Source organism: Enterobacter sp. HK169 (genome assembly GCF_001719105.1).
Taxonomy (GTDB): Bacteria; Pseudomonadota; Gammaproteobacteria; order Enterobacterales; family Enterobacteriaceae; genus Enterobacter; species Enterobacter asburiae_B.
Genome location: NZ_CP017087.1, coordinates 2,928,591 through 2,952,993, shown reverse-complemented (window position 1 = coordinate 2,952,993; position 24,403 = coordinate 2,928,591). Strand labels below are relative to the sequence as shown.

The following is a 24,403-nucleotide window of genomic DNA, read 5'->3' as shown; positions in this document are numbered from 1 at the left end:
TTAAAAATAAGCGTTACTGCAGCACAAACTTCTCGATCGCGTAAGCAACGCCGTCTTCCAGGTTGGATTTGGTCACGAAGTTGGCCACTTCTTTCACGGATGGAATGGCGTTATCCATCGCCACGCCCATACCGGCGAATTCGATCATCGCGATGTCATTTTCCTGGTCGCCCAGCGCCATGATCTCTTCCTGTTTAATGCCCAGCGCATCGGCCAGCGATTTGACACCGGTGCCTTTATTGACGCGTTTATCGAGGATTTCGAGGAAGTACGGCGCACTTTTCAGCACGGTGTACTTCTCTTTTACCTCCGCCGGAATGCGCGCAATCGCTTTATCCAGGATCTCCGGCTCATCGATCATCATCACTTTCAGGAACTGCGTCGCCGGGTCCATTTTCTCCGCTTCACAGAACACCAGCGGAATGGTCGCAACGTAGGATTCATGTACCGTGTAGTAGCTGATATCGCGGTTGGCGGTATAGAGCGTATTGCGATCGAGCGCGTGGAAGTGGGAACCCACTTCACGGGACAGTTTTTCCAGGAACAGATAGTCTTCGTAGCTCAGCGCGGTTTGCGCAACCGTACTGCCATCTGCGGCTTTCTGCACCAGCGCGCCGTTATAGGTGATGCAGTAGTCGCCCGGCTGATTCATGTGCAGCTCTTTCAGGTAGCTGTGTACGCCCGCATACGGACGCCCCGTGGTCAGGACCACATTCACGCCCTTAGCGCGCGCCGCGGCGATCGCGTTTTTAACGGCTGGAGAGATGGTGTGGTCTGGCAGCAGCAGCGTGCCGTCCATGTCGATTGCAATGAGTTTGATAGCCATGAGTTCCCCGGAATAAATGAGTGCTGCCTCATGCTAACGCGATTAAGCACACAAAAATAGAGCTATATTGCGCAACAGGAATGCCCCTTTTACGCTTATTCCGGGGAACGAAGGCTTACTCGCGGGTGAGCACAATTTTACCGAACGCGCCGCGATCCAGATGTTCAAACGCCTGTTCAAGCTCGTTAAAACGGTAGCGATGCTCAATCACCGGCTTCAGCCCCGTGACGTCAACAGCGCGGACAAAATCTTCCAGCGCCCGGCGGTGCCCCACGCCAATCCCCTGAATGACGGGGGATTTCAGCAGCAGTTCGCCAGCAGAGAGGGTAATCTCCGTCCCGGCGAGCACGCCAATGACGGAGATACGTCCGTGAACGGCAACGGCGCGCAGGGAATGCTTCAGATTCTCTCCACCGACGGTTTCAATAATATGGTCGATACCGCGATCCTGCGTGAGCGCCAGCGTATTTTCAGCCCAGTCGCCTTTCAGCCGGTTGATGCCGTGGCTGGCCCCCAGCGTTTTGGCCAGCGCCAGTTTCTCATCGCTCCCCGAGGTGACAAACACCTCCGCGCCGTGCGCTTTTGCAATCTGAAGGGCGAATATCGCCACGCCGCCCGTGCCCTGCACCAGCACCGATTGCCCGGCGCGGAGCTGGCCGCGCTCCACTAGCGCAAACCAGGCGGTAAGCCCTGCGCAAGGTAAGGTGCTGGCCTCGGCGTCATCCAGGGTCTCCGGAGAGGCCACCAGCGCGTCTTCCTTCACAATCACATACTCGGACAGCATGCCCTGGAAGTATCCGCCGGACGTTTTATAGGGCAGATTGCGCGCGTCCGCCTGCGGCTTACCGTCGATCCACTCCGGGAAGAAGGTTGAGATGACGCGCGCGCCGGGCTGGAAGCGCGTAACGCCTTCACCAATGCTGTCCACCACGCCCGCCATGTCAGACGCCGGGGTAAACGGGAAGGAAAGCGGGATCGGCATTGTGCCTTCAACAACCATTTTATCGCGATAGTTGAGCGCAACAGCATTCACCCTTACGCGCACTTCACCCGGGCCTGGCTGTAGGACGGGCGCCTGAGTCAGCTTGAGGTTCTCGCGCCCGAGGGCATCCATGGACCAGCGTTGCATTGTCTCTGTCATTTTATTTCTCCTGCCATCAGATGAGCTTTAGTCCTGACAGTCTACCGTTGACTAATGGTCGCCAGTGGCGATAAGTTTTCTCTTTATTGACGCCAGAATAGATACAATCCATGACCGATACGCTGAAGGATATTCCTGTTTTCGTGGCCGCCGTTGAGGCGGGAAGTTTCGCGCAGGCCGCGATTCGCCTGCATTTGTCACGTTCGGCGGTCGGAAAAAGCATCGCTCGCCTCGAACAGCGGCTGGGGGTACGTCTTTTTCAGCGCACCACCCGCAGCCAGAGTCTGACCGATAACGGCGCCCTTTTTTATGAACGCTGTCTGCGCGCGCTGGAGGAGATTCGGGGTGCGGAATCGCTACTTGAAACGGGGAAACAGCAGGTCAGTGGCCGCCTGCGCGTTGCCATGCCGGTGCTGTTTGGTCGCCAGTGCGTCGCCCCCTTGCTGATAGCGCTGGCGCAGGAACACCCCGGGCTTGAGCTGGAAATGTCATTCAGCGACCGCGTGGTGGATCTCGTCGAGGAAGGGTTTGATATGGCGGTGCGTAACGGCACGCTTCAGGACAGCAGCGTGCTGGTCGCCAGAAAGCTGGGAGAACACCGCATGGTGCTGTGCGCAGCGCCGGAGTATCTGCTGAAGAAAGGCCAGCCACAAAGCGTTAATGATTTATCCCAGCATACGGCCATCAACTATTTGAGCGCAGGCAGAGTGTTGTCCTGGCAGCTGATGGATAACGAAGGAACGTCGCACACCTTTACGCCCCGATCGTCGCTCAATATGGATGATTTGCAGGCGATCTGCGACGCTGCGCTGGCCGGACACGGCATTGCATGGCTGCCCTGCTGGATGGTCGTTAAAGATATTCACCTGGGTAAACTCGTGCCGCTCCTGAAGCAGGCACCGGATGTGCATTTCAACGTTCATGCCGTGTGGCAGCAGACGCCGCATCTGCCGCTGAGGGTAAGAATAGCGATAGATACGCTGGCGAGCCGTTTACCGGCAGCGATGTCACTGGACCTTCCAGCGTCCATAAAAAAGCCGCGCTAAAAGCGCGGCCAGTTATCGTGCGGTATAACGACGATTAAATATCGATGTTTGCCGCTTTCAGGGCGTTCTCTTCGATGAAGGCACGACGTGGTTCAACCGCATCGCCCATCAGGGTCGTGAACAGCTGGTCCGCGGCAATCGCGTCCTTAACGGTCACGCGCAGCATGCGGCGGCTTTCCGGATCCATGGTGGTTTCCCACAGCTGGTCCGGGTTCATTTCGCCCAGACCTTTATAGCGCTGGATCGCAAGACCACGACGAGACTCTTTCACCAGCCAGTCCAGCGCCTGCTCGAAGCTGGCTACCGGCTGACGACGTTCGCCACGCTCGATGAACGCATCGTCTTCGATCAGGCCGCGCAGCGTCTCGCCGAGCGTGCAGATACGACGGTATTCCGGACCGGTCACAAACTCGTGCTCCAGCGGATAGTCGGTGTCAACGCCGTGGGTACGCACGCGAATAATAGGCTCGAACTGCTTATCGGCGTTCTGCTGGATATCGCATTTCCACATGCTGCCGTGCTGCTCTTTTTCGTTCAGATCGGTCACCAGGGCATTCACCCAGCGGGTCACGGTCTGCTCGTCGCTCAGATCGGCTTCGGTCAGGGTCGGCTGATAAACCAGCTCCTTCAGCAGCGTTTTCGGATAACGGCGTTCCATACGCGTAATCATTTTCTGCGTGGCGTTGAACTCGGACACCAGACGCTCCAGCGGCTCACCGGCCAGTGCAGGGGCGTGCGAGTTCGCGTGCAGGGTCGCGCCATCAAGGGCGATCGCGATTTGGTACTGATCCATCGCTTCGTCGTCTTTAATGTACTGTTCCTGCTTGCCTTTCTTCACCTTGTACAGCGGCGGCTGTGCAATGTAGACGTGACCACGCTCAACGATTTCAGGCATCTGACGATAGAAGAAGGTCAACAGCAGCGTACGAATGTGCGAGCCGTCGACGTCCGCATCGGTCATGATGATGATGCTGTGGTAGCGCAGTTTGTCCGGGTTGTACTCATCACGGCCGATGCCGCAGCCCAGCGCGGTAATGAGCGTCGCCACTTCCTGAGAAGAGAGCATCTTGTCGAAACGGGCTTTCTCAACGTTGAGGATTTTACCCTTCAGCGGCAGGATAGCCTGGTTCTTACGGTTACGGCCCTGCTTCGCAGAACCGCCCGCGGAGTCCCCTTCCACGAGGTACAGTTCGGACAGCGCCGGGTCACGTTCCTGGCAGTCAGCCAGTTTGCCCGGCAGGCCTGCTAAGTCCAGCGCGCCTTTACGACGGGTCATTTCACGGGCCTTACGCGCCGCTTCACGGGCACGCGCCGCATCGATAATTTTACCCACAACGATTTTCGCGTCGGACGGGTTTTCCAGCAGGTATTCGCTCAGCAGTTCGTTCATCTGCTGTTCAACCGCCGATTTCACCTCGGAAGAGACCAGCTTGTCTTTGGTCTGGGAGGAGAACTTCGGATCCGGCACCTTCACGGAGACAACGGCAATCAGGCCTTCACGGGCGTCATCACCGGTGGCGCTGACTTTCGCTTTCTTGCTGTAGCCTTCTTTGTCCATGTAGGCGTTCAGGGTACGGGTCATCGCCGCACGGAAGCCTGCAAGGTGCGTACCGCCGTCACGCTGTGGAATGTTGTTGGTGAAGCAGTAGATGTTTTCCTGGAAACCGTCGTTCCACTGCAGCGCCACTTCCACGCCAATACCGTCTTTTTCGGTGGAGAAGTAGAAGATATTCGGGTGAATTGGCGTTTTGTTCTTGTTCAGATACTCAACGAACGCCTTGATACCGCCTTCGTAGTGGAAGTGGTCTTCTTTGCCGTCACGCTTGTCGCGCAGGCGAATAGAGACGCCGGAGTTCAGGAACGACAGTTCACGCAGGCGTTTCGCCAGGATGTCGTACTCGAATTCGGTGACGTTGGTGAAGGTTTCATGGCTCGGCCAGAAACGCACCATGGTACCGGTTTTGTCGGTATCGCCGGTAACGGCCAGCGGTGCCTGCGGCACGCCGTGCGTATAGAGCTGACGGTGAATTTTGCCTTCTCGCTGGATAACCAGCTCCAGCTTCTGCGACAGGGCGTTAACCACGGAGACGCCTACGCCGTGCAGGCCGCCGGAAACTTTATAGGAGTTATCGTCAAACTTACCGCCTGCGTGCAGCACGGTCATGATCACTTCCGCGGCAGAGACGCCCTCTTCCGGGTGAATACCGGTTGGGATGCCACGACCATCATCGGTGACGGAGACGGAGTTGTCCGCATGGATGGTGACCACGATGTCTTTACAGTGACCCGCGAGCGCTTCGTCGATAGCGTTATCTACCACCTCGAATACCATGTGGTGCAGACCGGTGCCGTCATCCGTGTCGCCGATATACATACCCGGGCGCTTACGCACCGCATCCAGCCCTTTCAGGACTTTGATACTGGAGGAGTCATAAGAATTCGACATCAACGTTTCTCGCTCATTTCAACTTGGGTTAATCCGTTATTTTACCCTTTTCCACGGTAAACATCTTCGAATTTTCGTCCGACATGTCTATAACGTGTTCAGCGCTAATGGCGCTGACGAAAACCTGCGACTGCGTGGCTTTTAAGCGGCTGGCAAGCAGCCCGCGCCGCGCGTCGTCAAGTTCCGAGGCAAAATCATCTATCAGGTACAGGCAGCGTCTTCCGCTCTCGCGGGTGAGAAACTCTCCCTGTGCCAGGCGCAGCGCACACATCAGGAGCTTGAGCTGCCCGCGCGACAGCGTGTCTTCCACCGGTGCACCGTCGGCACGAATGCGGAAATCCGCCTTGTGCGGGCCGTGCGCGGTATAGGTCAACATGCGGTCGCGCTCGAAGCTTCTCTCTAACACCTCGGCATAATCCGTCTCTTTCTCCCAGCCGCGCTGGAAAGAGAAGGTGAGAGAGAACTCGGGTAAAAACTGTTTGCAGGTGTCGGCCATGTCTTCGGCGATACCTGCGCTGTATTCGGCACGCCAGTTGCTGATTTGTTCCGCGAGAGGGATTAACTCCATGTCCCACGGACGCAGCTGGGCGTAACGGGTAACCTGGCGCAGGGCAGCGTTACGCTGCTTGAGCAGACGCTTCAGGTTGCTCCAGGCGTTAAAGAAACCGGCTTCGTTGTGAAAGCATCCCCAGTCGAGGAACGCTCTTCTGTATTTGGGGCCGCCGTTGAGTAAAGTAAACCCCTCCGGCGTAATCAGCTGCATTGGCATCAGCAGCGCCAGCTCCGCCACTTTATGGCCGTCGGTGCCGTCGATGCGCACCTTGCTGTCGCCCTGCTTGTCTTTGGTCAGGCCGATCGCGGTTTCCCGCTCCGCCCCCTGCAAACGCCCGTGCAGAACAAAGGATTCCTGCTCGTGGCGAATGACGCGACCAATCTGCAAACTGCGAAACGCCCGACCGTGGCCGAGCGTATAGATGGCCTCAAGCACGCTGGTTTTGCCGCTGCCGTTTGCGCCAACCAGGAAGTTAAAGCCAGGGGATAAAGCGAGATCCGCGCTTTCAATATTGCGAAAGTCGCGGATCAACAGACGGGTGAGCGACATTACAGTCTCATTGGCATAACAACATAGGCAGCCGACTGTGATGCGGCATCTTCAATCTGTACGCTTGAAACGGAGTCGGTCAGCAGAATGCGCACGTTTTCGCATTTCAGCGCATTCAGCACATCCAGTACGTAGCTGACGTTAAAGCCGATTTCCATCTCAGCGCCGGCGTAGGTGACGTCCAGAATCTCTTCTGCCTCTTCCTGCTCCGGGTTGTTAGCGGTGATTTTGATCTGGTTTTCACTCACGTACAGGCGCACGCCGCGGAATTTCTCGTTGGAGAGAATGGCCGCACGGGCAAAGGCCTGCTTGAGGCTATCGCAGCCCGCTTCCAGCGTTTTGTCCGGATTCTTCGGCAATACGCGGCGATAATCCGGGAAACGACCGTCAACCAGCTTCGAAGTGAAAACAAAATCGCCCACGTGTGCGCGGATGTTGTTGCTGCCGATCTGCACGCGCAGCGGCGTGTCGCCGCCGTCGAGCATACGCATCAGCTCAATCACCCCTTTACGCGGCACAATCACCGAATGGTTTGGCAGCGCGTCGCCAATCGGCATAGAACAGACCGCCAGACGGTGGCCGTCGGTGGCTACGGTACGCAGCTCTTCACCTTCGGTTTCGAACAGCATGCCGTTTAAGTAGTAACGGACGTCCTGATGCGCCATGGAGAACTGCGTGGCTTCAATCAGACGCTTCATCGTCGCCTGCGGCAGGGTGAATTCAACTTCGCTCTGCCAGTCGTCCAGGTTCGGGAAGTCCGCAGCAGGCAGCGTGGAGAGCGAGAAACGGCTGCGGCCAGAGCGCACCAGCATACGGTCGCCTTCCAGCTGCACGGCGATTTCAGCGCCTTCCGGCAGCCCGCGGCAGATATCAAAGAATTTACGTGCCGGAACCGTGGTCGCGCCCGCGTCGTGCGGCTGCGTCAGCGTAACGCGCGCGATCATTTCCATTTCCAGATCTGTACCGGTCAGCGACAGCGTACCGTCCGCGACCTGAAGCAGCAGGTTTCCGAGAATAGGCAGCGTTGGGCGGCCACCTAATGGGCCACTCACCTGTTGCAGCGGTTTTAATAAATGTTCACGTTCAACGGTAAATTTCATAGCGTCACGATGATAATGTTCTGATTAAATTGGAAAAATCTTCTTTTATGTCGTGGCTTTCTTCGCGTAACTGCTCAATCTTGCGACAAGCGTGCAGCACGGTCGTATGGTCACGGCCACCAAACGCATCCCCGATTTCCGGCAGACTGTGGTTGGTTAACTCCTTTGCCAGCGCCATCGCCATCTGGCGCGGACGCGCCACCGAGCGGGAACGACGTTTAGACAGTAAATCTGCCACTTTGATCTTGTAGTACTCAGCCACCGTCTTTTGAATATTGTCGATAGTGACCAGTTTTTCCTGCAATGCCAGCAAATCGCGCAGCGCTTCACGCACAAAATCGATGGTGATCGCACGACCGGTAAAGTTGGCATTGGCGATAACGCGGTTCAGCGCCCCTTCCAGCTCGCGCACGTTGGAGCGCAGACGCTTGGCAATGAAGAACGCCACTTCGCCCGGCAGGCGAATGTCGTTTTCATCGGCTTTCTTCATCAGGATCGCGACGCGGGTTTCCAGCTCCGGTGGCTCGATCGCCACGGTCAGGCCCCAGCCGAAGCGGGATTTCAGACGATCTTCAACACCGTTGATCTCTTTTGGATAACGATCCGAGGTCAAAATGATCTGCTGATTGCCTTCCAGCAGGGCATTAAAGGTGTGGAAAAACTCTTCCTGCGATCGTTCTTTATTGGCAAAGAACTGGATGTCATCGATGAGCAGCGCGTCAACGGAACGATAGTAGCGTTTAAACTCTTCGATCGCATTGTTTTGCAGGGCTTTTACCATGTCCTGAACGAAGCGCTCGGAGTGCATATACACCACTTTGGCATTGGGCTTGCGCGCCATAATGCCGTTACCCACTGCATGCAGCAGGTGCGTTTTACCCAGACCCGTGCCGCCGTAAAGGAACAGCGGGTTGTAGGCCCCACCGGGGTTATCAGCAACCTGACGAGCCGCCGCGCGCGCCAGCTGGTTCGACTTACCTTCAACGAAGTTATCGAACGTGTGTTTCACGTTAACGTTAGAGCGGTAGGTTGGCTCAGCCGGTGCGGGGACATTATCCCAGCCCTGACGAGCGGGTGCGACGCGAGGGGCCGGAGCAGGCGCGGCCTGAGCGGGCGCTGCTACGTTCACGGTTTCACGGACGGTTTGGGTCACCGGCTTTGTGCCCACTTCAAAGCGCAGCTGCGGGGCATCTGACCCGCAGAAATCGTTCAGCAGTCCATTGATGTTATTAAGGTACTTGTCCCTTACCCAATCGAGCACAAAACGGTTTGGCGCATACAAAGCCAGCGTGTTATCGCTCAGTTCCGCCTGCAATGGGCGGATCCACATACTGAATTCTGTGGCTGGTAACTCATCCTGCAATCGGGCAAGACACTGCTGCCAAAGCGAAAGTGACACGGCGGACTCCACTCGAACAATAAAAGAAAACTATTGAATATTCATGATTGTTGGCGCACATCGACATGACCCAATGAGGGTGATGTGCGAACCGCTATCTGCGGTTATACACTTCATCGTTCAAGCCGTCTCTGCGTTGGCTGCACTCGCTCGCCCCAGTCACGTACTTGTGTACGCTCCAGGGGACTCGCTCCTTTGCCGCCTTGATACAGCGTGAACGATTTTGTGTCATACCCGGCCAGGATCGCTGGATCCCGATCGGGACCGCGGATCATAGCCTAAACTGAGCCAGAGATCTTCTGTTTCTCACAGATTCTTCCCGATTTATCCACAGGAAGATCCGGAACCGGATAAGTGTAAACGATCCTGGCGCCAGTGCCCCACGATTTAGTCCGCATATTGGAAAAATTAATGAGCACAGACAATTTATTGCTTAAATGATCTAACGAAGATCCGGGACGATCCTTGCGCTTTGTTGGCGAGGCCGTATAATCCTCGACCCGGCGCGTGATGCTCATCTTCCTGCGTCGTCCGTTGCTCATTTTCCACGCGAAAACGTGCGGAAATACGCGGGAAATAAGGAAAGAGAATTGACTCCGGAGTGTACAATTATTACAATCCGGCCTCTTTAATCACCCACGCTGAGGCGTTAGTCGTTCGAAACTCGTTCGGGTATACGCAAAAGTCAGTGAATTTATTCAAGTTTAGGTAGAAATCGCCATGAAACGCACTTTTCAACCGTCTGTACTGAAGCGCAACCGTTCTCACGGCTTCCGTGCTCGTATGGCTACTAAAAATGGTCGTCAGGTTCTGGCACGTCGTCGTGCTAAAGGCCGCGCTCGTCTGACCGTTTCCAAGTAATAAAGCTAACCCCTGAGTGGTTAAGCTAGCATTTCCCAGGGAGTTACGTTTGTTAACTCCCGCTCATTTCACTTTCGTCTTCCAGCAGCCACTACGGGCTGGCACGCCGCAAATCACCATCCTCGGCCGCCAAAATTCGCTGGGGCATCCCCGCATCGGTCTCACAGTCGCCAAGAAAAATGTTAAGCGTGCGCATGAACGCAATCGGATTAAACGTCTGACGCGTGAAAGCTTCCGTTTACGTCAGCACGAACTGCCTTCAATGGATTTCGTGGTGGTGGCGAAGAAAGGGGTTGCCGACCTCGATAACCGTGCTCTCTCGGAAGCGTTGGAAAAATTATGGCGCCGCCACTGTCGCCTGGCTCACGGGTCCTGATAGCCCTCATTCGGGTCTATCAACGCCTGATTAGTCCGCTACTCGGGCCGCACTGCCGTTTCACACCAACATGCTCAAGCTACGGAATTGAGGCATTGCGCAGGTTTGGAGTGATAAAAGGCAGTTGGTTGACGGTGAAACGCGTATTAAAATGCCACCCTTTACACCCCGGTGGAGACGACCCCGTCCCCCCAGGACCCTTTGATACCAGAGAACACTAACGATGGATTCGCAACGCAATCTTCTTATCATCGCTTTGTTGTTCGTGTCTTTCATGATCTGGCAGGCATGGGAGCAGGATAAAAATCCTCAACCCCAGCAGCAGACCACGCAGACTACGACCACCGCAGCGGGTAGCGCCGCCGACCAGGGCGTACCGGCCAGTGGCCAGGGGAAACAGATTACGGTTAAGACCGATGTGCTTGAGCTGACAATCAACACCCGTGGTGGTGATGTTGAGCAGGCGCTGCTGTTGACCTACCCGAAAGAGCTGAAGTCTAACGAACCGTTCCAGTTACTGGAAACCACGCCTGAGTTTATCTACCAGGCGCAGAGCGGCCTGACCGGTCGTGATGGCCCGGATAACCCGGCTAACGGTGCGCGTCCACTGTATACCGTCGATAGCGACACCTTTGTGCTGGCTGATGGCCAGAACGAACTCGCGATCCCGATGACGTACACCGACGCCGCAGGCAACACCTTCACTAAAACCTTCACCCTGAAGCGCGGTGAATATGCGGTGAACGTGGGCTACAGCGTACAGAACGCCAGTGCGAAACCACTGGAGCTGTCGACCTTTGGCCAGCTGAAGCAGTCCATCAATCTGCCGTCTCACCGTGACACCGGAAGCAGCAACTTTGCGCTGCATACCTTCCGTGGCGCGGCGTACTCCACGCCAGACGCGAAGTATGAGAAATACAAATTCGACACCATTGCCGATAACGAAAACCTGAACGTTAGTTCCAAAGGCGGTTGGGTTGCGATGCTGCAACAGTATTTCGCAACGGCCTGGATCCCAAACAACGACGGTACGAATAACTTCTATACCGCGAACCTGGGCAACGGTCTTGCAGCTATCGGCTATAAATCTCAGCCGGTTCTGGTTCAGCCGGGTCAAACCGGTAAGATGGCAAGCACCCTGTGGGTCGGCCCGGAAATTCAGGACAAAATGGCCGCTGTTGCGCCGCACCTGGATCTGACCGTCGATTACGGCTGGTTGTGGTTCATCTCTCAGCCGCTGTTTAAGCTGCTGAAGTTCATCCACAGCTTCCTGGGTAACTGGGGCTTCTCCATCATCGTTATCACCTTCATCGTTCGTGGCATCATGTACCCGCTGACTAAAGCGCAGTACACCTCCATGGCGAAGATGCGTATGCTGCAGCCGAAGATTGCGGCGATGCGTGAGCGTCTGGGCGATGACAAACAGCGTCAGAGCCAGGAAATGATGGCCCTGTATAAAGCAGAGAAAGTAAACCCACTGGGTGGTTGCTTCCCGCTGCTGATTCAGATGCCAATCTTCCTTGCGCTGTACTACATGCTGATGGGTTCCGTTGAGCTGCGCCACGCGCCGTTCGCACTGTGGATCCATGACCTGTCCGCACAGGACCCGTACTACATCCTGCCGATCCTGATGGGCGTGACGATGTTCTTCATCCAGAAGATGTCGCCGACCACCGTGACCGACCCGATGCAGCAGAAGATCATGACCTTTATGCCGGTCATCTTCACCGTGTTCTTCCTGTGGTTCCCGTCAGGTCTGGTGCTGTACTATATCGTCAGCAACCTGGTGACCATCATCCAGCAGCAACTGATTTACCGTGGTCTGGAAAAACGTGGCCTGCATAGCCGCGAAAAGAAAAAGTCCTGATTCGGTAAGTTAACGCTAAAATAAGGGCGGTCGATTGACCGCCTTTTTTATTTGTATTGAACGAGACCAACCATGAGCCATAACGACACTATCGTCGCCCAGGCAACCCCACCGGGACGCGGTGGTGTAGGCATTCTGCGTATCTCCGGCCTGAAGGCGCGCGAGGTGGCCGAAGCGGTGCTGGGTAAACTGCCAAAGCCGCGCTACGCTGATTACCTGCCGTTTAAAGATACCGACGGCACGCCGCTGGACCAGGGCATTGCGCTGTGGTTCCCTGGCCCGAACTCCTTTACCGGCGAAGACGTGCTGGAGCTGCAGGGCCACGGCGGCCCGGTTATCCTCGACTTGCTGTTAAAACGTATCCTGACCCTGCCGGGCCTGCGCATTGCGAAGCCGGGCGAGTTCTCCGAGCGTGCCTTCCTCAACGACAAGCTCGACCTGGCGCAGGCAGAAGCGATTGCAGACCTGATCGACGCCAGTTCTGAACAGGCGGCCCGCTCCGCCCTGAACTCGCTGCAGGGGGCATTCTCCGCCCGCGTAAATCACCTTGTGGAAGCACTTACTCACCTGCGGATCTACGTGGAAGCGGCTATCGACTTCCCGGATGAGGAGATCGACTTCCTCTCTGACGGCAAAATCGAAGCGCAGCTCAACCAGGTGATGGCCGATCTCGACGCCGTGCGCGCCGAAGCGCGCCAGGGCAGCCTGCTGCGTGAAGGGATGAAGGTCGTTATCGCCGGACGTCCTAACGCCGGGAAATCGAGCCTGCTGAACGCCCTGGCGGGCCGTGAAGCGGCAATCGTCACCGACATTGCCGGCACCACCCGCGACGTGCTCCGCGAGCATATCCACATTGACGGGATGCCGCTGCACATCATTGATACCGCCGGCCTGCGCGATGCCAGCGATGAAGTTGAGCGCATCGGTATCGAACGCGCCTGGCAGGAGATCGAGCAGGCAGACCGCGTGCTGTTTATGGTGGACGGCACCACGACCGACGCCGTTGACCCGGCAGAAATCTGGCCGGACTTTATCGCCCGTCTGCCGGCGAAACTGCCGATCACCGTGGTGCGTAACAAAGCGGACGTGACCGGCGAAACGCTGGGCATCAGCGATGTGAATGGTCACTCACTGATTCGCCTGTCGGCGCGTACCGGTGAAGGCGTTGACGACCTGCGCAACCATCTCAAGCAGAGCATGGGCTTTGACACCAGCATGGAAGGCGGTTTCCTCGCGCGTCGTCGTCACCTGCAGGCGCTGGAAGAGGCGGCAAACCACCTTGTTCAGGGTAAAGCGCAGCTGATCGGCGCGTGGGCGGGCGAACTGCTGGCGGAAGAGCTGCGTCTGGCGCAGCAGAATCTGAGCGAAATCACCGGGGAGTTTACATCGGACGATCTGCTGGGACGGATCTTCTCAAGCTTCTGTATTGGTAAGTAATTCCCGCTAATCCATGGTGATTTCCTCCCGGGAAATCACCATTGTCCAAATGGCAACTCGCCTAATCTCTTTTCACCCCCTATCCTGCATGCCTGCATCTATGGGGGGTTTATGGCGCGTTTTCTGTTTTGTAGTTTCGCATTAGTTCTGCTTTATCCGTCCGGCATTGATATGTATCTGGTGGGATTGCCGCACATCGCCCGCGATCTGGGCGCCAGCGAAGCGCAGCTGCACATCGCGTTTTCGGCCTACCTCGCGGGGATGGCGTCGTCGATGGTCTTTGCCGGGAAGATCGCGGATAAGGCAGGCCGTCAGCCCGTCGCGATAACCGGCGCCATCATTTTTGCCCTGGCCTCTCTGCTCTGCTCACAGGCGCAAAACAGCACCTTGTTCCTGGCCGGACGGTTTATTCAGGGCATTGGAGCCGGTGGCTGCTACGTCGTCGCGTTTGCCATTTTGCGCGACACCTTAAGCGCCCAGCGTCGCGCCAAAGTGCTTTCGATGCTGAACGGTATTACCTGCATCATCCCGGTGCTGGCCCCGGTCGTGGGATATCTGATCATGCTGAAATTCCCGTGGCAGAGCCTGTTCTGGACCATGGCGGCGATGGGCGCGCTGGTGTTTGTCCTGTCCATCGCCGTGCTGAAAGAGACCCACCCGGGCTCGCAGAATACCGGTCATACCGCAGCCATTCACCCAGCCGAGAAGCTGCTTAACCGCTTTTTTCTCAGTCGTCTGGCCGTGACCACGTTAAGCGTGGCGGTGATCCTGACCTATGTAAACGTTTCCCCGGTTTTACTGATGGAAACCATGGGCTTCGATCGGGGTGAGTATTCAACGGTGATGGCATTAACCGCCATGGTCAGTATGGCAGTGTCGTTTTCTACCCCGTTTGCGCTAAATGTTTTTAGCCAGCGTACGTTGATGCTGACCTCACAGGTTTTATTCCTCACGGCAGGCGCGATCCTGGCAACCGCCAGCTCGCATGCGGTAATGCTGGCCGGCATTACCCTCATTTGCGCCGGGTTCTCGGTTGGCTTTGGCGTGGCGATGAGTCAGGCGCTTGGTCCCTTCTCGCTGCGGGCAGGCGTAGCAAGCTCGGTGCTGGGAATTGCGCAGGTCTGCGGCTCGTCGCTGTGGATTTGGCTGGCGGCGGTCATCGGGCTTAACGCGCTGAATATGCTGATCGGGGTTCTGATTGGCTGTAGCATACTGTGCATCACCTTACTTATGGTCATCCAGCCCGCGGCGCATTATGAAGAAGCCCATCAGCAGTCTCGATCTTAACCTGTTGCTGTGCCTGCAGCTTTTGCTGCAGGAGCGCAGCGTCACCAAAGCGGCGAAACGGATGAACGTGACGCCGTCTGCGGTGAGTAAATCGCTGGCCAAGCTGCGTGACTGGTTTGACGACCCGCTGTTTGTCAAAACGCCGTTGGGGCTGCTGCCGACCCCGCTGACGGTAAGCCTGGAGCAGGATCTGGCTGACTGGATGCAAATCGGCAACCAGATCCTCGACAAATTCCACCATGATTCCCCGGGCGGGCTAACGTTCGTGCTGGCCGCCGAAACGCCATTGATGCTGATCCGCTTTAACGCCCTGCTGGAGCAGGTGAACCAGCGCTATCCGCAGGCTACGGTGAAGATGCGTCACTGGGATTACGACTCGCTGGACGCCATTACGCGTGGAGAGGTGGATCTGGGATTCACCGGACGCGAAACGCACCCGCGCTCGCGTGAATTGCTGAAGCTAATGCCGTGGTTCATCGACTATGAGATCCTGTTCAGCGACCGTCCGTGCGTGTATCTGCGTGAGGATCACCCCGCGCTACAGGATGAATGGAACCTCGAGACCTTCCTGCGCTACCCGCACATCAGCATCTTCTGGGAACGCAGCGAAACCTGGGCACTGGACGAAGTGCTAAAGGAGATGGGTCGGGAGAGAAACATTGCCATGAGCGTGCCGGGTTTTGAGCAGTCGATGTTTATGGCGGCGCAGCCCGGCCATAACTATATCGCCACGGCTCCGCACTACTGCCATCACTACAATCAACTCCACCAGCGGAAGCTGATCGCGCTGCCCATTCCCATTGACGAAGCGCAGGCTGAAAAGCTTACCGTTCCCTTCACGCTGATCTGGCATAAACGAAACAGCCATAATCCGAAAATCCTCTGGCTGCGGGAAACCATCAAGGCGCTGTACGGTGCCAGCGATCCAATTTTTGCCTAAGAAAATGTAAAGTTCGGTCCTGAGGCTTCTCTTACTCCCATTTACTGATTAAAACAGGAGTCAAGTTAAGCGATAATCATGTAACCGTTTAACCGATTACGACCATTATCAAGGAGCGAAAAATGGCTACGCACTTTGCAAGAGGGATACTTACGGAAGGACGTCTCGTATCGGCAAGAATTTCTTCAGCCTGTCACAGTGAAGCACTTACTCTCCCGGAACACCGCAGAACGCGGTTTTTAGCGTCCAGAGCGCTTCTGGCAGAACTGATGTTTATGCTGTACGGCACCAGCGAGCTGCCGGACATCATTACCCAGCCCGAAGGCCGCCCGGTCTTTGCCGACCCGGACCTCCCTCGTTTTTCGATTGCCTACGCGGGCAATATCATTGGCGTCGCGCTGACCACCGAAGGGGATTGTGGGCTGGATATGGAACTTCAGCGCGCGACGCGCAGCTTCCATGGCGGTAATGCGCATGAAGACTATCCGCTCTCCAGCAATGAGAAGCTGTGGGTACGCAACCAGAACGATCCTGTCGAAGCCCGAGCCCAGCTCATTACCCTGCGCCAGAGCATTCGCAAGCTCTGTGGATGCGCCTCAGACGACGCCAGCCTGCTGCAGCTGCTGCCAGGCTCCGGACGTCTGCGTGCCACTCAGGCCACACTGGTAGAGGCGCTCAGCGACGCAGAGGATGTGCTCATTTGGTCCATTGCGGTTACCCCCGCCATCGAACGCATGAAAATCTGGGAATTTGACAGCCAACAGGGATGGCGTAGCCTTCCTGATGTGCCCGAGCGTGCCAACGAGCCCGCCGCACGCCTGATGCGTTTAACCAGTTTACCGGCAGAAAAAGCATTCACCCTTAGCTGATCCAATCAGGGTCATCATGATGAAACAGGAGTAATCATGTCTGATACGTTGAAAGTAGTTACGTTACTGGGAAGCCTGCGCAAAGGTTCATTTAACGGGATGGTTGCCCGCACGCTGCCACAGCTGGCACCGGCAGGAATGGAAATTAGCGCCCTGCCGTCTATTGGCGATATTCCGCTCTATGACGCTGACGTACAGCAGGAAGAGGGTTTCCCGCAAAGCGTTGAGGCGCTGGCAGAGCAGATCCGCCAGGCCGACGGCGTGGTCATCGTGACGCCAGAGTACAACTATTCGGTTCCGGGTGGTCTGAAGAATGCCATCGACTGGCTGTCCCGCTTACCTGAGCAGCCGCTGGCAGGCAAGCCGGTGCTGATCCAGACCAGCTCAATGGGCGCGATTGGCGGCGCGCGCTGCCAGTATCATCTGCGCCAGATCCTGGTGTTCCTGGATGCGATGGTCATGAACAAGCCGGAATTTATGGGTGGTGTGATTCAGAACAAGGTCGACCCACAAACGGGTGAAGTGGTGGATCAGAGCACGCGCGATCATCTGTCTGGCCAGCTGACGGCGTTTGGGGATTATATTAAGCGGGTGAAGGCGTAAGCTTATTGCAGCCTGATGCCCTCACCCTGGCCCTCTCCCACGGGGAGAGGGAACAAACATTAAAGCCCTTTTCGAAGAAAAGGGCTTGCTGTTTATTTGGCGTCAATAAACACAATCTTCAGCACAAACAGCAGCGCCACAACGATGACGCAAGGGCTGAGGTCGCGGAAGCGGCCGGTACCGATCTTCATTACGCAGTAAGAGATAAAGCCCAGCGCGATACCTTCGGTAATCGAGAAGCTGAACGGCATCATCACGGCGGTAATAAACGCCGGCACCGCTTCGGTTAAATCATCCCACTTCACGCGTGACAGGCTGGAGGTCATCAGCACCCCCACATAGATCAGCGCGCCGGCTGCCGCATACGGAGGAACCATACCCGCCAGCGGAGAGAGGAAGATCACCAGCAGGAACAGAATACCCACAACCACCGCCGTCAGGCCGGTACGGCCGCCCACGGACACGCCGGAAGACGATTCAATGTACGCGGTAACGGACGAGGTTCCGATAAAAGCACCGGTCACAGAGGAGACGCTGTCCACAAACAGCGCTTGCTTCATGCGCGGGAATTTCCCTTTTTCATCCGCCAGGCCCGCTTTGTCGGTCACGCCAATCAGCGTGCCGGAGGAGTCAAACAGGTTGACCAGCATGAAGGAGAAAATCACGCCCGCCAGGCCCAGGTTCAGGGAACCCGCCAGATCGACGTGACCAATCACGGTAGAGACGCTCGGTGGCGCGGAGACGATACCGTTATAGTGAACGTCGCCCAGCATCCAGCCCAGCAGGGTGGTGACAACGATGGACACCAGCACCGCCGCGTGAATATTACGGGAAGCCAGGATCGCGATGATAAAGAAGCCCAGCACGCCCAGCAGCACGTTATGAGAGGTCAGGTGACCGATGCTCACCAGCGTATCCGGGTTAGCCACGATAACGCCGGCGTTTTTCAGCCCCATCATACCGATGAACAGACCGATACCGCTGGTGATGCCCACGCGCAGGCTCACGGGAATGTTTGCAATCATCCAGTAACGCACGCGGAAAATGGTCAGCAGCAGCAGGCCAACCGCGCCCCAGAAGATGGCGCCCATGCCAACCTGCCACGGCAGCCCCATCGCCTGAACAACCACGAACGCGAAGAACGCATTCAGGCCCATCGCCGGTGCCAGCGCAACAGGCAGGTTAGCGAACACACCCATCAGGATGCTGCCAAGAGCCGCGATCAGACAGGTTGTCACGAAGACGGCGCTGGTATCCATGCCAGCGACGCCCAGAATTTGAGGGTTCACAAAAACGATATAGACCATCGTCAGGAAGGTGGTGAAACCAGCGATCACTTCGGTGCGTGCCGTTGTGCCGTGCTCGCGCAGTTTAAAAACGCGCTCAAGCAGACCCTGACCAGATGTCTGGGTAGTGTGTTGTTGACTCATCATCAATTCCGAACAAGGAGGGAAAATTCGTCGCTATCCTATACCAAAATGCGACAATAGTGGCGGTTACGTGATACTTTTTTCATTGATTTTGCTTATACGGCAACGATTGCGTGCCGGCGAACTGCCGTACGTAAACGTTAAACTTGTTAAAAGGGAAAGGCATGTCCGGAATTGAAGCGGTATTTTTCGACTGCGACGGTACGCTGGTCGACAGTGAGGTCATTTGTTCCCGCGCGTATGTCACCATGTTCCAGGAATTTGGCATTACGCTGGAACTCGAAGAGGTGTTTAAACGCTTTAAGGGCGTAAAGCTCTACGAGATCATCGACATCATTAACGAAGAACACGGTGTGGATCTGGCGAAAGCCGATCTGGAACCGGTGTACCGCGCCGAGGTCGCACGCCTGTTCGACTCCGAGCTGGAGGTTATCTCCGGAGCTAACGCGTTGCTGGATGCGATGACGGTGCCAGTCTGCGTCGTTTCTAACGGCCCGGTCAGCAAAATGCAGCACTCGCTGGGCAAGCTTGAGATGTTGCACCATTTCCCGGAAAAACTGTTCAGCGGCTACGATATCCAGCGCTGGAAGCCAGACCCGGCGCTGATGTTCCATGCGGCAAAAGCGATGAACGTCAATGTAGAGAACTGCATTCTGGTGGATGACTCGTCTGCGGGCGCGCAGTCGGGGATTGATGCGGGGATGGAGGTGTTTTACTTCTGCGCCGACCCGCACAACAAGCCGATCGATCATCCCAATGTCACGACCTTTACCGATCTGGCGCAGCTGCCAGCGCTGTGGAAGGCGCGCGGGTGGGATATTACTCGCTGAGTTTTCCCCTCACCCCGACCCTCTCCCCTGGGGAGAGGGAGAAAACCGAATTGTCCCCTCTCCCTGTGGGAGAGGGTAAGGGTGAGGGTAAAATCACTCTTTCGGATCTTTACCCGCCAGCAGCTTGTCCAGCTCGTCGCCGCCCACGTGACGGAAGTCCTGACCTTTCACGAAGTAGAAGATGTATTCGCAAATGTTCTGGCAGCGGTCGCCGATACGCTCAATAGAGCGCGCGCAGAACAGGGCGGTCAGTACGCTTGGGATCGTACGTGAATCTTCCATCATGTAGGTCATCAGCTGACGCACGATGCCTTCATACTCCTGGTCGACCTTCTTGTCTTCACGGTAGATACGCACCGCTTCGTCCAGGTCCATACGCGCAAAAGCATCCAGCACATCGTGCAGCATCTGCACGGTGTGGCGGCCCAGCGACTCCAGGCTCACCAGCAGGGGCTGGTGCTGTTGAGAGAACTTCTCCAGCGCGGTGCGGCAGATTTTATCCGCAACGTCACCAATACGCTCCAGCTCGGCGATGGTTTTGATGATCGCCATCACCAGACGCAGGTCGCTCGCCGTCGGCTGACGTTTCGCGATAATGCGCACGCAGGCCTCGTCGATAGCGACTTCCATCATGTTGACGTTTTTGTCGCCTTCAATGACGCGCTTCGCCAGCTCGCTGTCCTGGTTGTGCATTGCCGTAATCGCATCAGAAAGCTGCTGCTCGACCATGCCGCCCATGGTCATTACCTGGGTGCGAATGCTTTCCAGCTCTGCGTTGAACTGGCCGGAAATGTGTTTATTAAGATTGAGGTTGTCCATGGTTTCTCCACATGCACTAAGGCAAATCAACCGTAGCGGCCAGTAATATAATCTTCGGTTTGTTTCTTCGCGGGCCTGGTGAACAGCGCGTCCGTATCGCTGAACTCAATCAACTCGCCCAGGTACATAAACGCCGTGTGATCGGAACAACGCGCAGCCTGCTGCATGTTATGGGTCACGATAACCACGGTGTAATCCTGCTTCAGCTCGGTGATCAGCTCTTCAATACGGCCGGTTGAGATCGGGTCCAGCGCTGAACACGGCTCATCCAGCAGCAACACTTCCGGGCGAATAGCAATACCGCGCGCAATGCACAGACGCTGCTGCTGACCACCGGAGAGAGAGTAACCGCTCTGGTGCAACTTATCTTTGGTTTCGTTCCATAATGCGGCCTTGGTCAAAGCCCACTGCACGCGCTCGTCCATATCGGCACGGGAGAGTTTTTCAAACAGACGCACGCCAAAGGCGATGTTGTCATAAATGGACATCGGGAACGGCGTTGGTTTCTGGAACACCATCCCCACTTTGGCGCGCAGCAGGGCGATATCCTGCGCCTGGGTCAGAATGTTTTCACCGTCCAGGATGATTTCACCCTCAGCGCGCTGCTCCGGATAGAGCGAATACATTTTGTTAAAGGTACGCAGCAGCGTGGATTTCCCACAGCCGGACGGACCGATAAATGCCGTGACCTGGTTCTTCGCGATATCCAGGTTGATGTTCTTCAGGGCATGGAATTTGCCGTAGTAGAAGTTCAAATCACGAACCTGAATCTTACCCGGGGCAGTATCAACCATACTCATTGACTCATTTCCTCATTCGGCGCCGCGAGCTGCCGCGCCGTAAAAAATTAACCGTGTTTCTTCTTCGCGAAAATGACGCGCGCCAGAATGTTCAGCAACAGTACGCAAAGGGTAATGATCAGCACCCCGGCCCAGGCCAGCTGCTGCCATTCCGCGAATGGGCTCATCGCAAATTTAAAGATCGTCACCGGCAGGTTGGCGATCGGCTGCATCATGTCCGTGCTCCAGAACTGATTGGAGAGAGACGTAAACAGCAGCGGCGCCGTTTCACCCGCGATACGCGCAACCGCCAGCAGGATACCGGTCATGATGCCGGATACAGACGCCTTCAGCGTAATCGCAGAGATCATCTTCCATTTCGGCGTACCCAGCGCATAAGCCGCTTCACGCAGGCTGTCCGGCACCAGTTTCAGCATGTTCTCGGTGGTACGAATAACAATCGGCACCTGCAGCAGCGCCAGGGCAATCACACCCGCCCAGCCCGAGAAGTGTTCCATCTGCGCCACCACCACGGTGTAAACAAACAGACCCACGACGATAGAAGGAGCAGACAGCAGAATGTCGTTGATGAAGCGAATGACTTCCGCCAGCCAGGATTTACGACCGTATTCAGCCAGGTAGATACCCGCCATGATGCCCAGCGGCGTGCCGAAGACCGTCGCCCAGAGGATCAGCAAGCCGCTGCCCGCCAGGGCATTCGCCAGGCCACCACCCGCCGTGTTCGGCGGTGGCGTCATTTCGGTGAACAGCGACAGGGACATCCCGTCAATCCCGCGAACGACCGTCGAGAAGAGGATCCAGACCAGCCAGAACAGGCCGAACGCCATTGTCGCCATAGAGAGCGACAGGGCAATACGGTTTTTCATGCGGCGTCTGGCCTGCATTTTGCGGCGGGATTCCGCCAGTTCAGCGGTAGCTTGCATTTCGAGAGTTGCCATTAGCGTGCCCCCTCATTTTTAGCGAGGCGCATAATCATCAGCTTGGAAATCGCCAGAACAATGAAGGTGATAACGAACAGAATCAGACCCAGCTCCATCAGCGCCGCCACGTGCAGCCCGGATTCCGCTTCCGCAAATTCATTCGCCAGCGCCGAGGTAATACTGTTACCCGGCATGTAGAGCGACGCGCTGTCGAGCTGGTAGGTGTTACCGATGATAAAGGTGACCGCCATGGTTTCACCCAGCGCACGACCCAGGCCCAGCATCACGCCCCCGATCACCCCATTTTTGGTGAACGGAAGGACAATGCGCCAGATAACTTCCCAGGTGGTGCAGCCGATGCCGTAGGCCGACTCTTTCATCATCACCGGCGTTTGTTCGAAGACATCGCGCATAACCGCCGCAATGTACGGAATAATCATGATGGCGAGGATCACACCTGCCGCCAGAATGCCGATACCGAAAGCCGGGCCAGAGAAAAGGGCACCCACAAACGGAATGGCAGAAAGCACGTTACCGACCGGTTCCTGGAAATACGTTGCGAACAGCGGAGCAAAGATGAACAGGCCCCACATGCCGTAAACGATACTTGGAATAGCCGCCAGCAGTTCGATGGCAATACCCAGCGGGCGTCGCAGCCAGCCCGGTGCCAGCTCCGTCAGGAACAGGGCAATACCAAAGCTCACCGGAACCGCAATCAGCAGGGCGATGAACGAGGTCACCAGCGTGCCGTAAATCGGTACCAGGGCACCGTAGATATCGTTCGGCGCGTCCCACTCTTTGGTCCACAGGAAGGAAAAACCGAATTTCTGGATGCTCGGCCATGAGGAGAAAATCAGAGACACGATAATGCCGCCCAGCAGCAATAGCACAATCAGCGCAGCCAGTTTCACCAGCGCGCTGAAAATCATGTCACCTTTTTTACCCGGAGGGTTAAATGCAGGCTTGGTTGCAGCCATAAATTACTCTTCTGTTTGAGACGTTTTTACGAATATGCCCGGTGGCGCTGACGCTTACCGGGCCTACAGCTTAAACCGTAGGGCGGGTAAGCATAGCGCCACCCGCCATCTTCGTTAAATATATCCTGTTAGTACAGCGCTTTACCGCTGCTGTCTTTCACGTTGGTTTTCCATGCAGCGCGAATCTGCTCAACCACGTTGTCCGGCAGGGTAGCGTAATCCAGGGCGTTAGCCTGTTTGCCGCCGTTTTTGTACGCCCAGTCGAAGAACTTCAGCACTTCGGCGCCCTGCTCAGGTTTCTTCTGCTCTTTGTGAACCAGGATGAAGGTGGTAGAGGTGATTGGCCATGCACCTTCGCCTTTCTGGTTAGTCAGATCCTGCGCGAAGGATTTGCTCCAGTCAGCGCCTTTCGCCGCGTTAGCAAAGTTCTCTTCGGTCGGGCTAACCGGTTTGCCGTCGGCTGAAACCAGTTTGGTGTAGGACAGGTTGTTCTGCTTAGCGTACGCATACTCTACGTAACCAATTGAGCCAGGCAGACGCTGTACGAACGCGGCGATACCGTCGTTACCTTTACCGCCCAGACCGGTTGGCCAGTTAACGGTAGAGCCGGAGCCGACTTTAGATTTCCACTCTTCGTTCACTTTTGCCAGGTAGCTGGTGAACACGAAAGAGGTACCGGAACCATCCGCGCGGCGAACCACGGCGATGTTCTGAGAAGGCAGCTTCAGGCCTGGGTTGAGTTTAGCGATCGCTTCGTCATCCCATTTTTTGATTTTGCCCAGGTAGATGTCACCCAGCGTTTTGCCGTCCAGCACCAGCTCACCCGACTTCACGCCCGGCAGGTTGATGGCCAGAACCACACCGCCGATCACGGTAGGGAACTGGAACAGGCCTTCCTGAGCCAGCTTGTCATCAGACAGCGGAGCGTCTGATGCGCCGAAATCAACAGTGTTCGCGGTAATTTGTTTAACGCCACCGGAGGAGCCGATACCCTGATAGTTAACCTTGTTACCGGTTTCTTTCTGGTAGGTATCCGCCCATTTGGCATACACCGGCGCAGGGAAGGTTGCACCAGCGCCAGTCAGGCTTGCTTCTGCAAATACAGAGAACGCGCTCAGAGATAAGGTCGCGGCGACAACAGTTGCGACAGTGGTACGCATAACTTTCATAATGTCTCCTGCAAGATTTTCGTAAATCGTTGTTTAGTGGCTACGATGAGCAAAATAGGACAAACAGGTGACAGATAAATGTACGAATTATGACAGTTTTATGACAACGAAAATTTCACTTAAAAACAAGCAAAATAAAGCTTATTTTTCATCGCGTT

Annotated in this window: 23 protein-coding genes; 11 read left to right on the top strand and 12 right to left on the bottom strand. The window is 56.1% G+C overall.

Annotation, left to right across the window (positions count from 1 at the left end; genetic code table 11):
* Positions 1-13: 13 nt before the first annotated feature.
* Both yidA and EnteroDNA1_RS14035 read right to left on the bottom strand, forming a co-directional pair.
* Positions 14-826 (bottom strand): sugar-phosphatase, encoded by an 813-nt coding sequence (yidA, locus tag EnteroDNA1_RS14040; protein ID WP_064673024.1) that lies wholly within the window; start codon positions 824-826, stop codon positions 14-16.
* Between the two features lie 115 nt (positions 827-941).
* Positions 942-1,967 carry a zinc-dependent alcohol dehydrogenase family protein gene (locus EnteroDNA1_RS14035; protein ID WP_064673023.1) on the bottom strand — a complete coding sequence of 342 codons (1,026 nt, stop codon included), beginning with the start codon at positions 1,965-1,967 and terminating at the stop codon, positions 942-944.
* A gap of 110 nt (positions 1,968-2,077) precedes the next feature.
* On the opposite strand from EnteroDNA1_RS14035, the gene EnteroDNA1_RS14030 reads away from it, so the two are divergent.
* The gene (locus EnteroDNA1_RS14030) at positions 2,078-3,013 is read left to right on the top strand and encodes a LysR family transcriptional regulator (RefSeq protein ID WP_069303445.1); all 936 of its coding nucleotides are present in this window, start codon (positions 2,078-2,080) and stop codon (positions 3,011-3,013) included.
* Between the two features lie 34 nt (positions 3,014-3,047).
* On the opposite strand, the gene gyrB is transcribed toward EnteroDNA1_RS14030, so the two are convergent.
* The 4 genes from gyrB to dnaA are packed head-to-tail and all read right to left on the bottom strand — an operon-like array spanning position 3,048 to position 9,060.
* Entirely contained in the window at positions 3,048-5,459 is a 2,412-nt protein-coding gene (gene gyrB / locus EnteroDNA1_RS14025) for a DNA topoisomerase (ATP-hydrolyzing) subunit B (RefSeq protein ID WP_023333933.1), read from the bottom strand.
* Between the two features lie 28 nt (positions 5,460-5,487).
* The gene (gene recF, locus EnteroDNA1_RS14020) at positions 5,488-6,561 is read right to left on the bottom strand and encodes a DNA replication/repair protein RecF (protein WP_023309805.1); all 1,074 of its coding nucleotides are present in this window, start codon (positions 6,559-6,561) and stop codon (positions 5,488-5,490) included.
* Positions 6,561-7,661 carry a DNA polymerase III subunit beta gene (dnaN, locus tag EnteroDNA1_RS14015; protein ID WP_014830028.1) on the bottom strand — a complete coding sequence of 367 codons (1,101 nt, stop codon included), beginning with the start codon at positions 7,659-7,661 and terminating at the stop codon, positions 6,561-6,563. Before dnaN ends, recF begins: the two co-directional genes overlap by 1 nt.
* Positions 7,662-7,665: 4 nt before the next feature.
* A complete protein-coding gene (gene dnaA / locus EnteroDNA1_RS14010) occupies positions 7,666-9,060 on the bottom strand; it encodes a chromosomal replication initiator protein DnaA (protein ID WP_010426558.1) in 1,395 nt (464 codons plus the stop codon).
* Between the two features lie 720 nt (positions 9,061-9,780).
* Between dnaA and rpmH the strand changes: the two genes are divergently transcribed.
* From rpmH to EnteroDNA1_RS13970, 9 genes are all read left to right on the top strand, one after another.
* The gene (gene rpmH, locus EnteroDNA1_RS14005; RefSeq protein WP_000831330.1) at positions 9,781-9,921 is read left to right on the top strand and encodes a 50S ribosomal protein L34; all 141 of its coding nucleotides are present in this window, start codon (positions 9,781-9,783) and stop codon (positions 9,919-9,921) included.
* Positions 9,922-9,937: 16 nt separating this feature from the next.
* Complete coding sequence (rnpA, locus tag EnteroDNA1_RS14000) at positions 9,938-10,297, top strand: ribonuclease P protein component (protein ID WP_032640303.1); 360 nt, start codon at positions 9,938-9,940, stop codon at positions 10,295-10,297.
* Positions 10,261-10,518, top strand: coding sequence for a membrane protein insertion efficiency factor YidD (yidD, locus tag EnteroDNA1_RS21965; protein ID WP_001307474.1), 258 nt, complete (start codon positions 10,261-10,263; stop codon positions 10,516-10,518). The genes rnpA and yidD overlap by 37 nt, the downstream gene beginning before the upstream one ends.
* Before the next feature lie 2 nt (positions 10,519-10,520).
* A complete protein-coding gene (gene yidC, locus EnteroDNA1_RS13995; protein ID WP_048976508.1) occupies positions 10,521-12,164 on the top strand; it encodes a membrane protein insertase YidC in 1,644 nt (547 codons plus the stop codon).
* Positions 12,165-12,236: 72 nt separating this feature from the next.
* A complete protein-coding gene (gene mnmE, locus EnteroDNA1_RS13990) occupies positions 12,237-13,601 on the top strand; it encodes a tRNA uridine-5-carboxymethylaminomethyl(34) synthesis GTPase MnmE (protein WP_021242672.1) in 1,365 nt (454 codons plus the stop codon).
* A 111-nt stretch (positions 13,602-13,712) separates the two neighbouring features.
* Complete coding sequence (locus EnteroDNA1_RS13985) at positions 13,713-14,888, top strand: MFS transporter (protein WP_064673020.1); 1,176 nt, start codon at positions 13,713-13,715, stop codon at positions 14,886-14,888.
* On the top strand, positions 14,857-15,828 hold the full coding sequence (gene yidZ, locus EnteroDNA1_RS13980) for an HTH-type transcriptional regulator YidZ (protein ID WP_069303444.1): 972 nt from the start codon (positions 14,857-14,859) through the stop codon (positions 15,826-15,828). The genes EnteroDNA1_RS13985 and yidZ overlap by 32 nt, the downstream gene beginning before the upstream one ends.
* 122 nt (positions 15,829-15,950) lie before the next feature.
* Positions 15,951-16,697 (top strand): 4'-phosphopantetheinyl transferase family protein, encoded by a 747-nt coding sequence (locus EnteroDNA1_RS13975; RefSeq protein WP_069303443.1) that lies wholly within the window; start codon positions 15,951-15,953, stop codon positions 16,695-16,697.
* Positions 16,698-16,733: 36 nt separating this feature from the next.
* Positions 16,734-17,300, top strand: a complete 567-nt coding sequence (locus EnteroDNA1_RS13970; protein WP_023309798.1) for an NADPH-dependent FMN reductase — start codon at positions 16,734-16,736, stop codon at positions 17,298-17,300.
* 92 nt (positions 17,301-17,392) lie between these two features.
* Here EnteroDNA1_RS13970 and adeP read toward each other — a convergent pair whose 3' ends face one another.
* A complete protein-coding gene (gene adeP / locus EnteroDNA1_RS13965) occupies positions 17,393-18,730 on the bottom strand; it encodes an adenine permease AdeP (RefSeq protein ID WP_023309797.1) in 1,338 nt (445 codons plus the stop codon).
* Positions 18,731-18,894: 164 nt separating this feature from the next.
* On the opposite strand from adeP, the gene yieH reads away from it, so the two are divergent.
* The gene (yieH, locus tag EnteroDNA1_RS13960) at positions 18,895-19,560 is read left to right on the top strand and encodes a 6-phosphogluconate phosphatase (protein ID WP_045888256.1); all 666 of its coding nucleotides are present in this window, start codon (positions 18,895-18,897) and stop codon (positions 19,558-19,560) included.
* Between the two features lie 93 nt (positions 19,561-19,653).
* On the opposite strand, the gene phoU is transcribed toward yieH, so the two are convergent.
* The 5 genes from phoU to pstS form a co-directional block, all read right to left on the bottom strand.
* Positions 19,654-20,379, bottom strand: coding sequence for a phosphate signaling complex protein PhoU (gene phoU, locus EnteroDNA1_RS13955; RefSeq protein WP_008500182.1), 726 nt, complete (start codon positions 20,377-20,379; stop codon positions 19,654-19,656).
* A gap of 26 nt (positions 20,380-20,405) precedes the next feature.
* On the bottom strand, positions 20,406-21,179 hold the full coding sequence (gene pstB, locus EnteroDNA1_RS13950) for a phosphate ABC transporter ATP-binding protein PstB (RefSeq protein ID WP_010426574.1): 774 nt from the start codon (positions 21,177-21,179) through the stop codon (positions 20,406-20,408).
* Between the two features lie 47 nt (positions 21,180-21,226).
* On the bottom strand, positions 21,227-22,117 hold the full coding sequence (gene pstA / locus EnteroDNA1_RS13945; protein ID WP_023309794.1) for a phosphate ABC transporter permease PstA: 891 nt from the start codon (positions 22,115-22,117) through the stop codon (positions 21,227-21,229).
* Positions 22,117-23,076, bottom strand: a complete 960-nt coding sequence (gene pstC / locus EnteroDNA1_RS13940) for a phosphate ABC transporter permease PstC (RefSeq protein ID WP_023309793.1) — start codon at positions 23,074-23,076, stop codon at positions 22,117-22,119. Before pstC ends, pstA begins: the two co-directional genes overlap by 1 nt.
* Before the next feature lie 128 nt (positions 23,077-23,204).
* Complete coding sequence (gene pstS, locus EnteroDNA1_RS13935) at positions 23,205-24,245, bottom strand: phosphate ABC transporter substrate-binding protein PstS (RefSeq protein ID WP_008500186.1); 1,041 nt, start codon at positions 24,243-24,245, stop codon at positions 23,205-23,207.
* Positions 24,246-24,403: the final 158 nt, after the last annotated feature.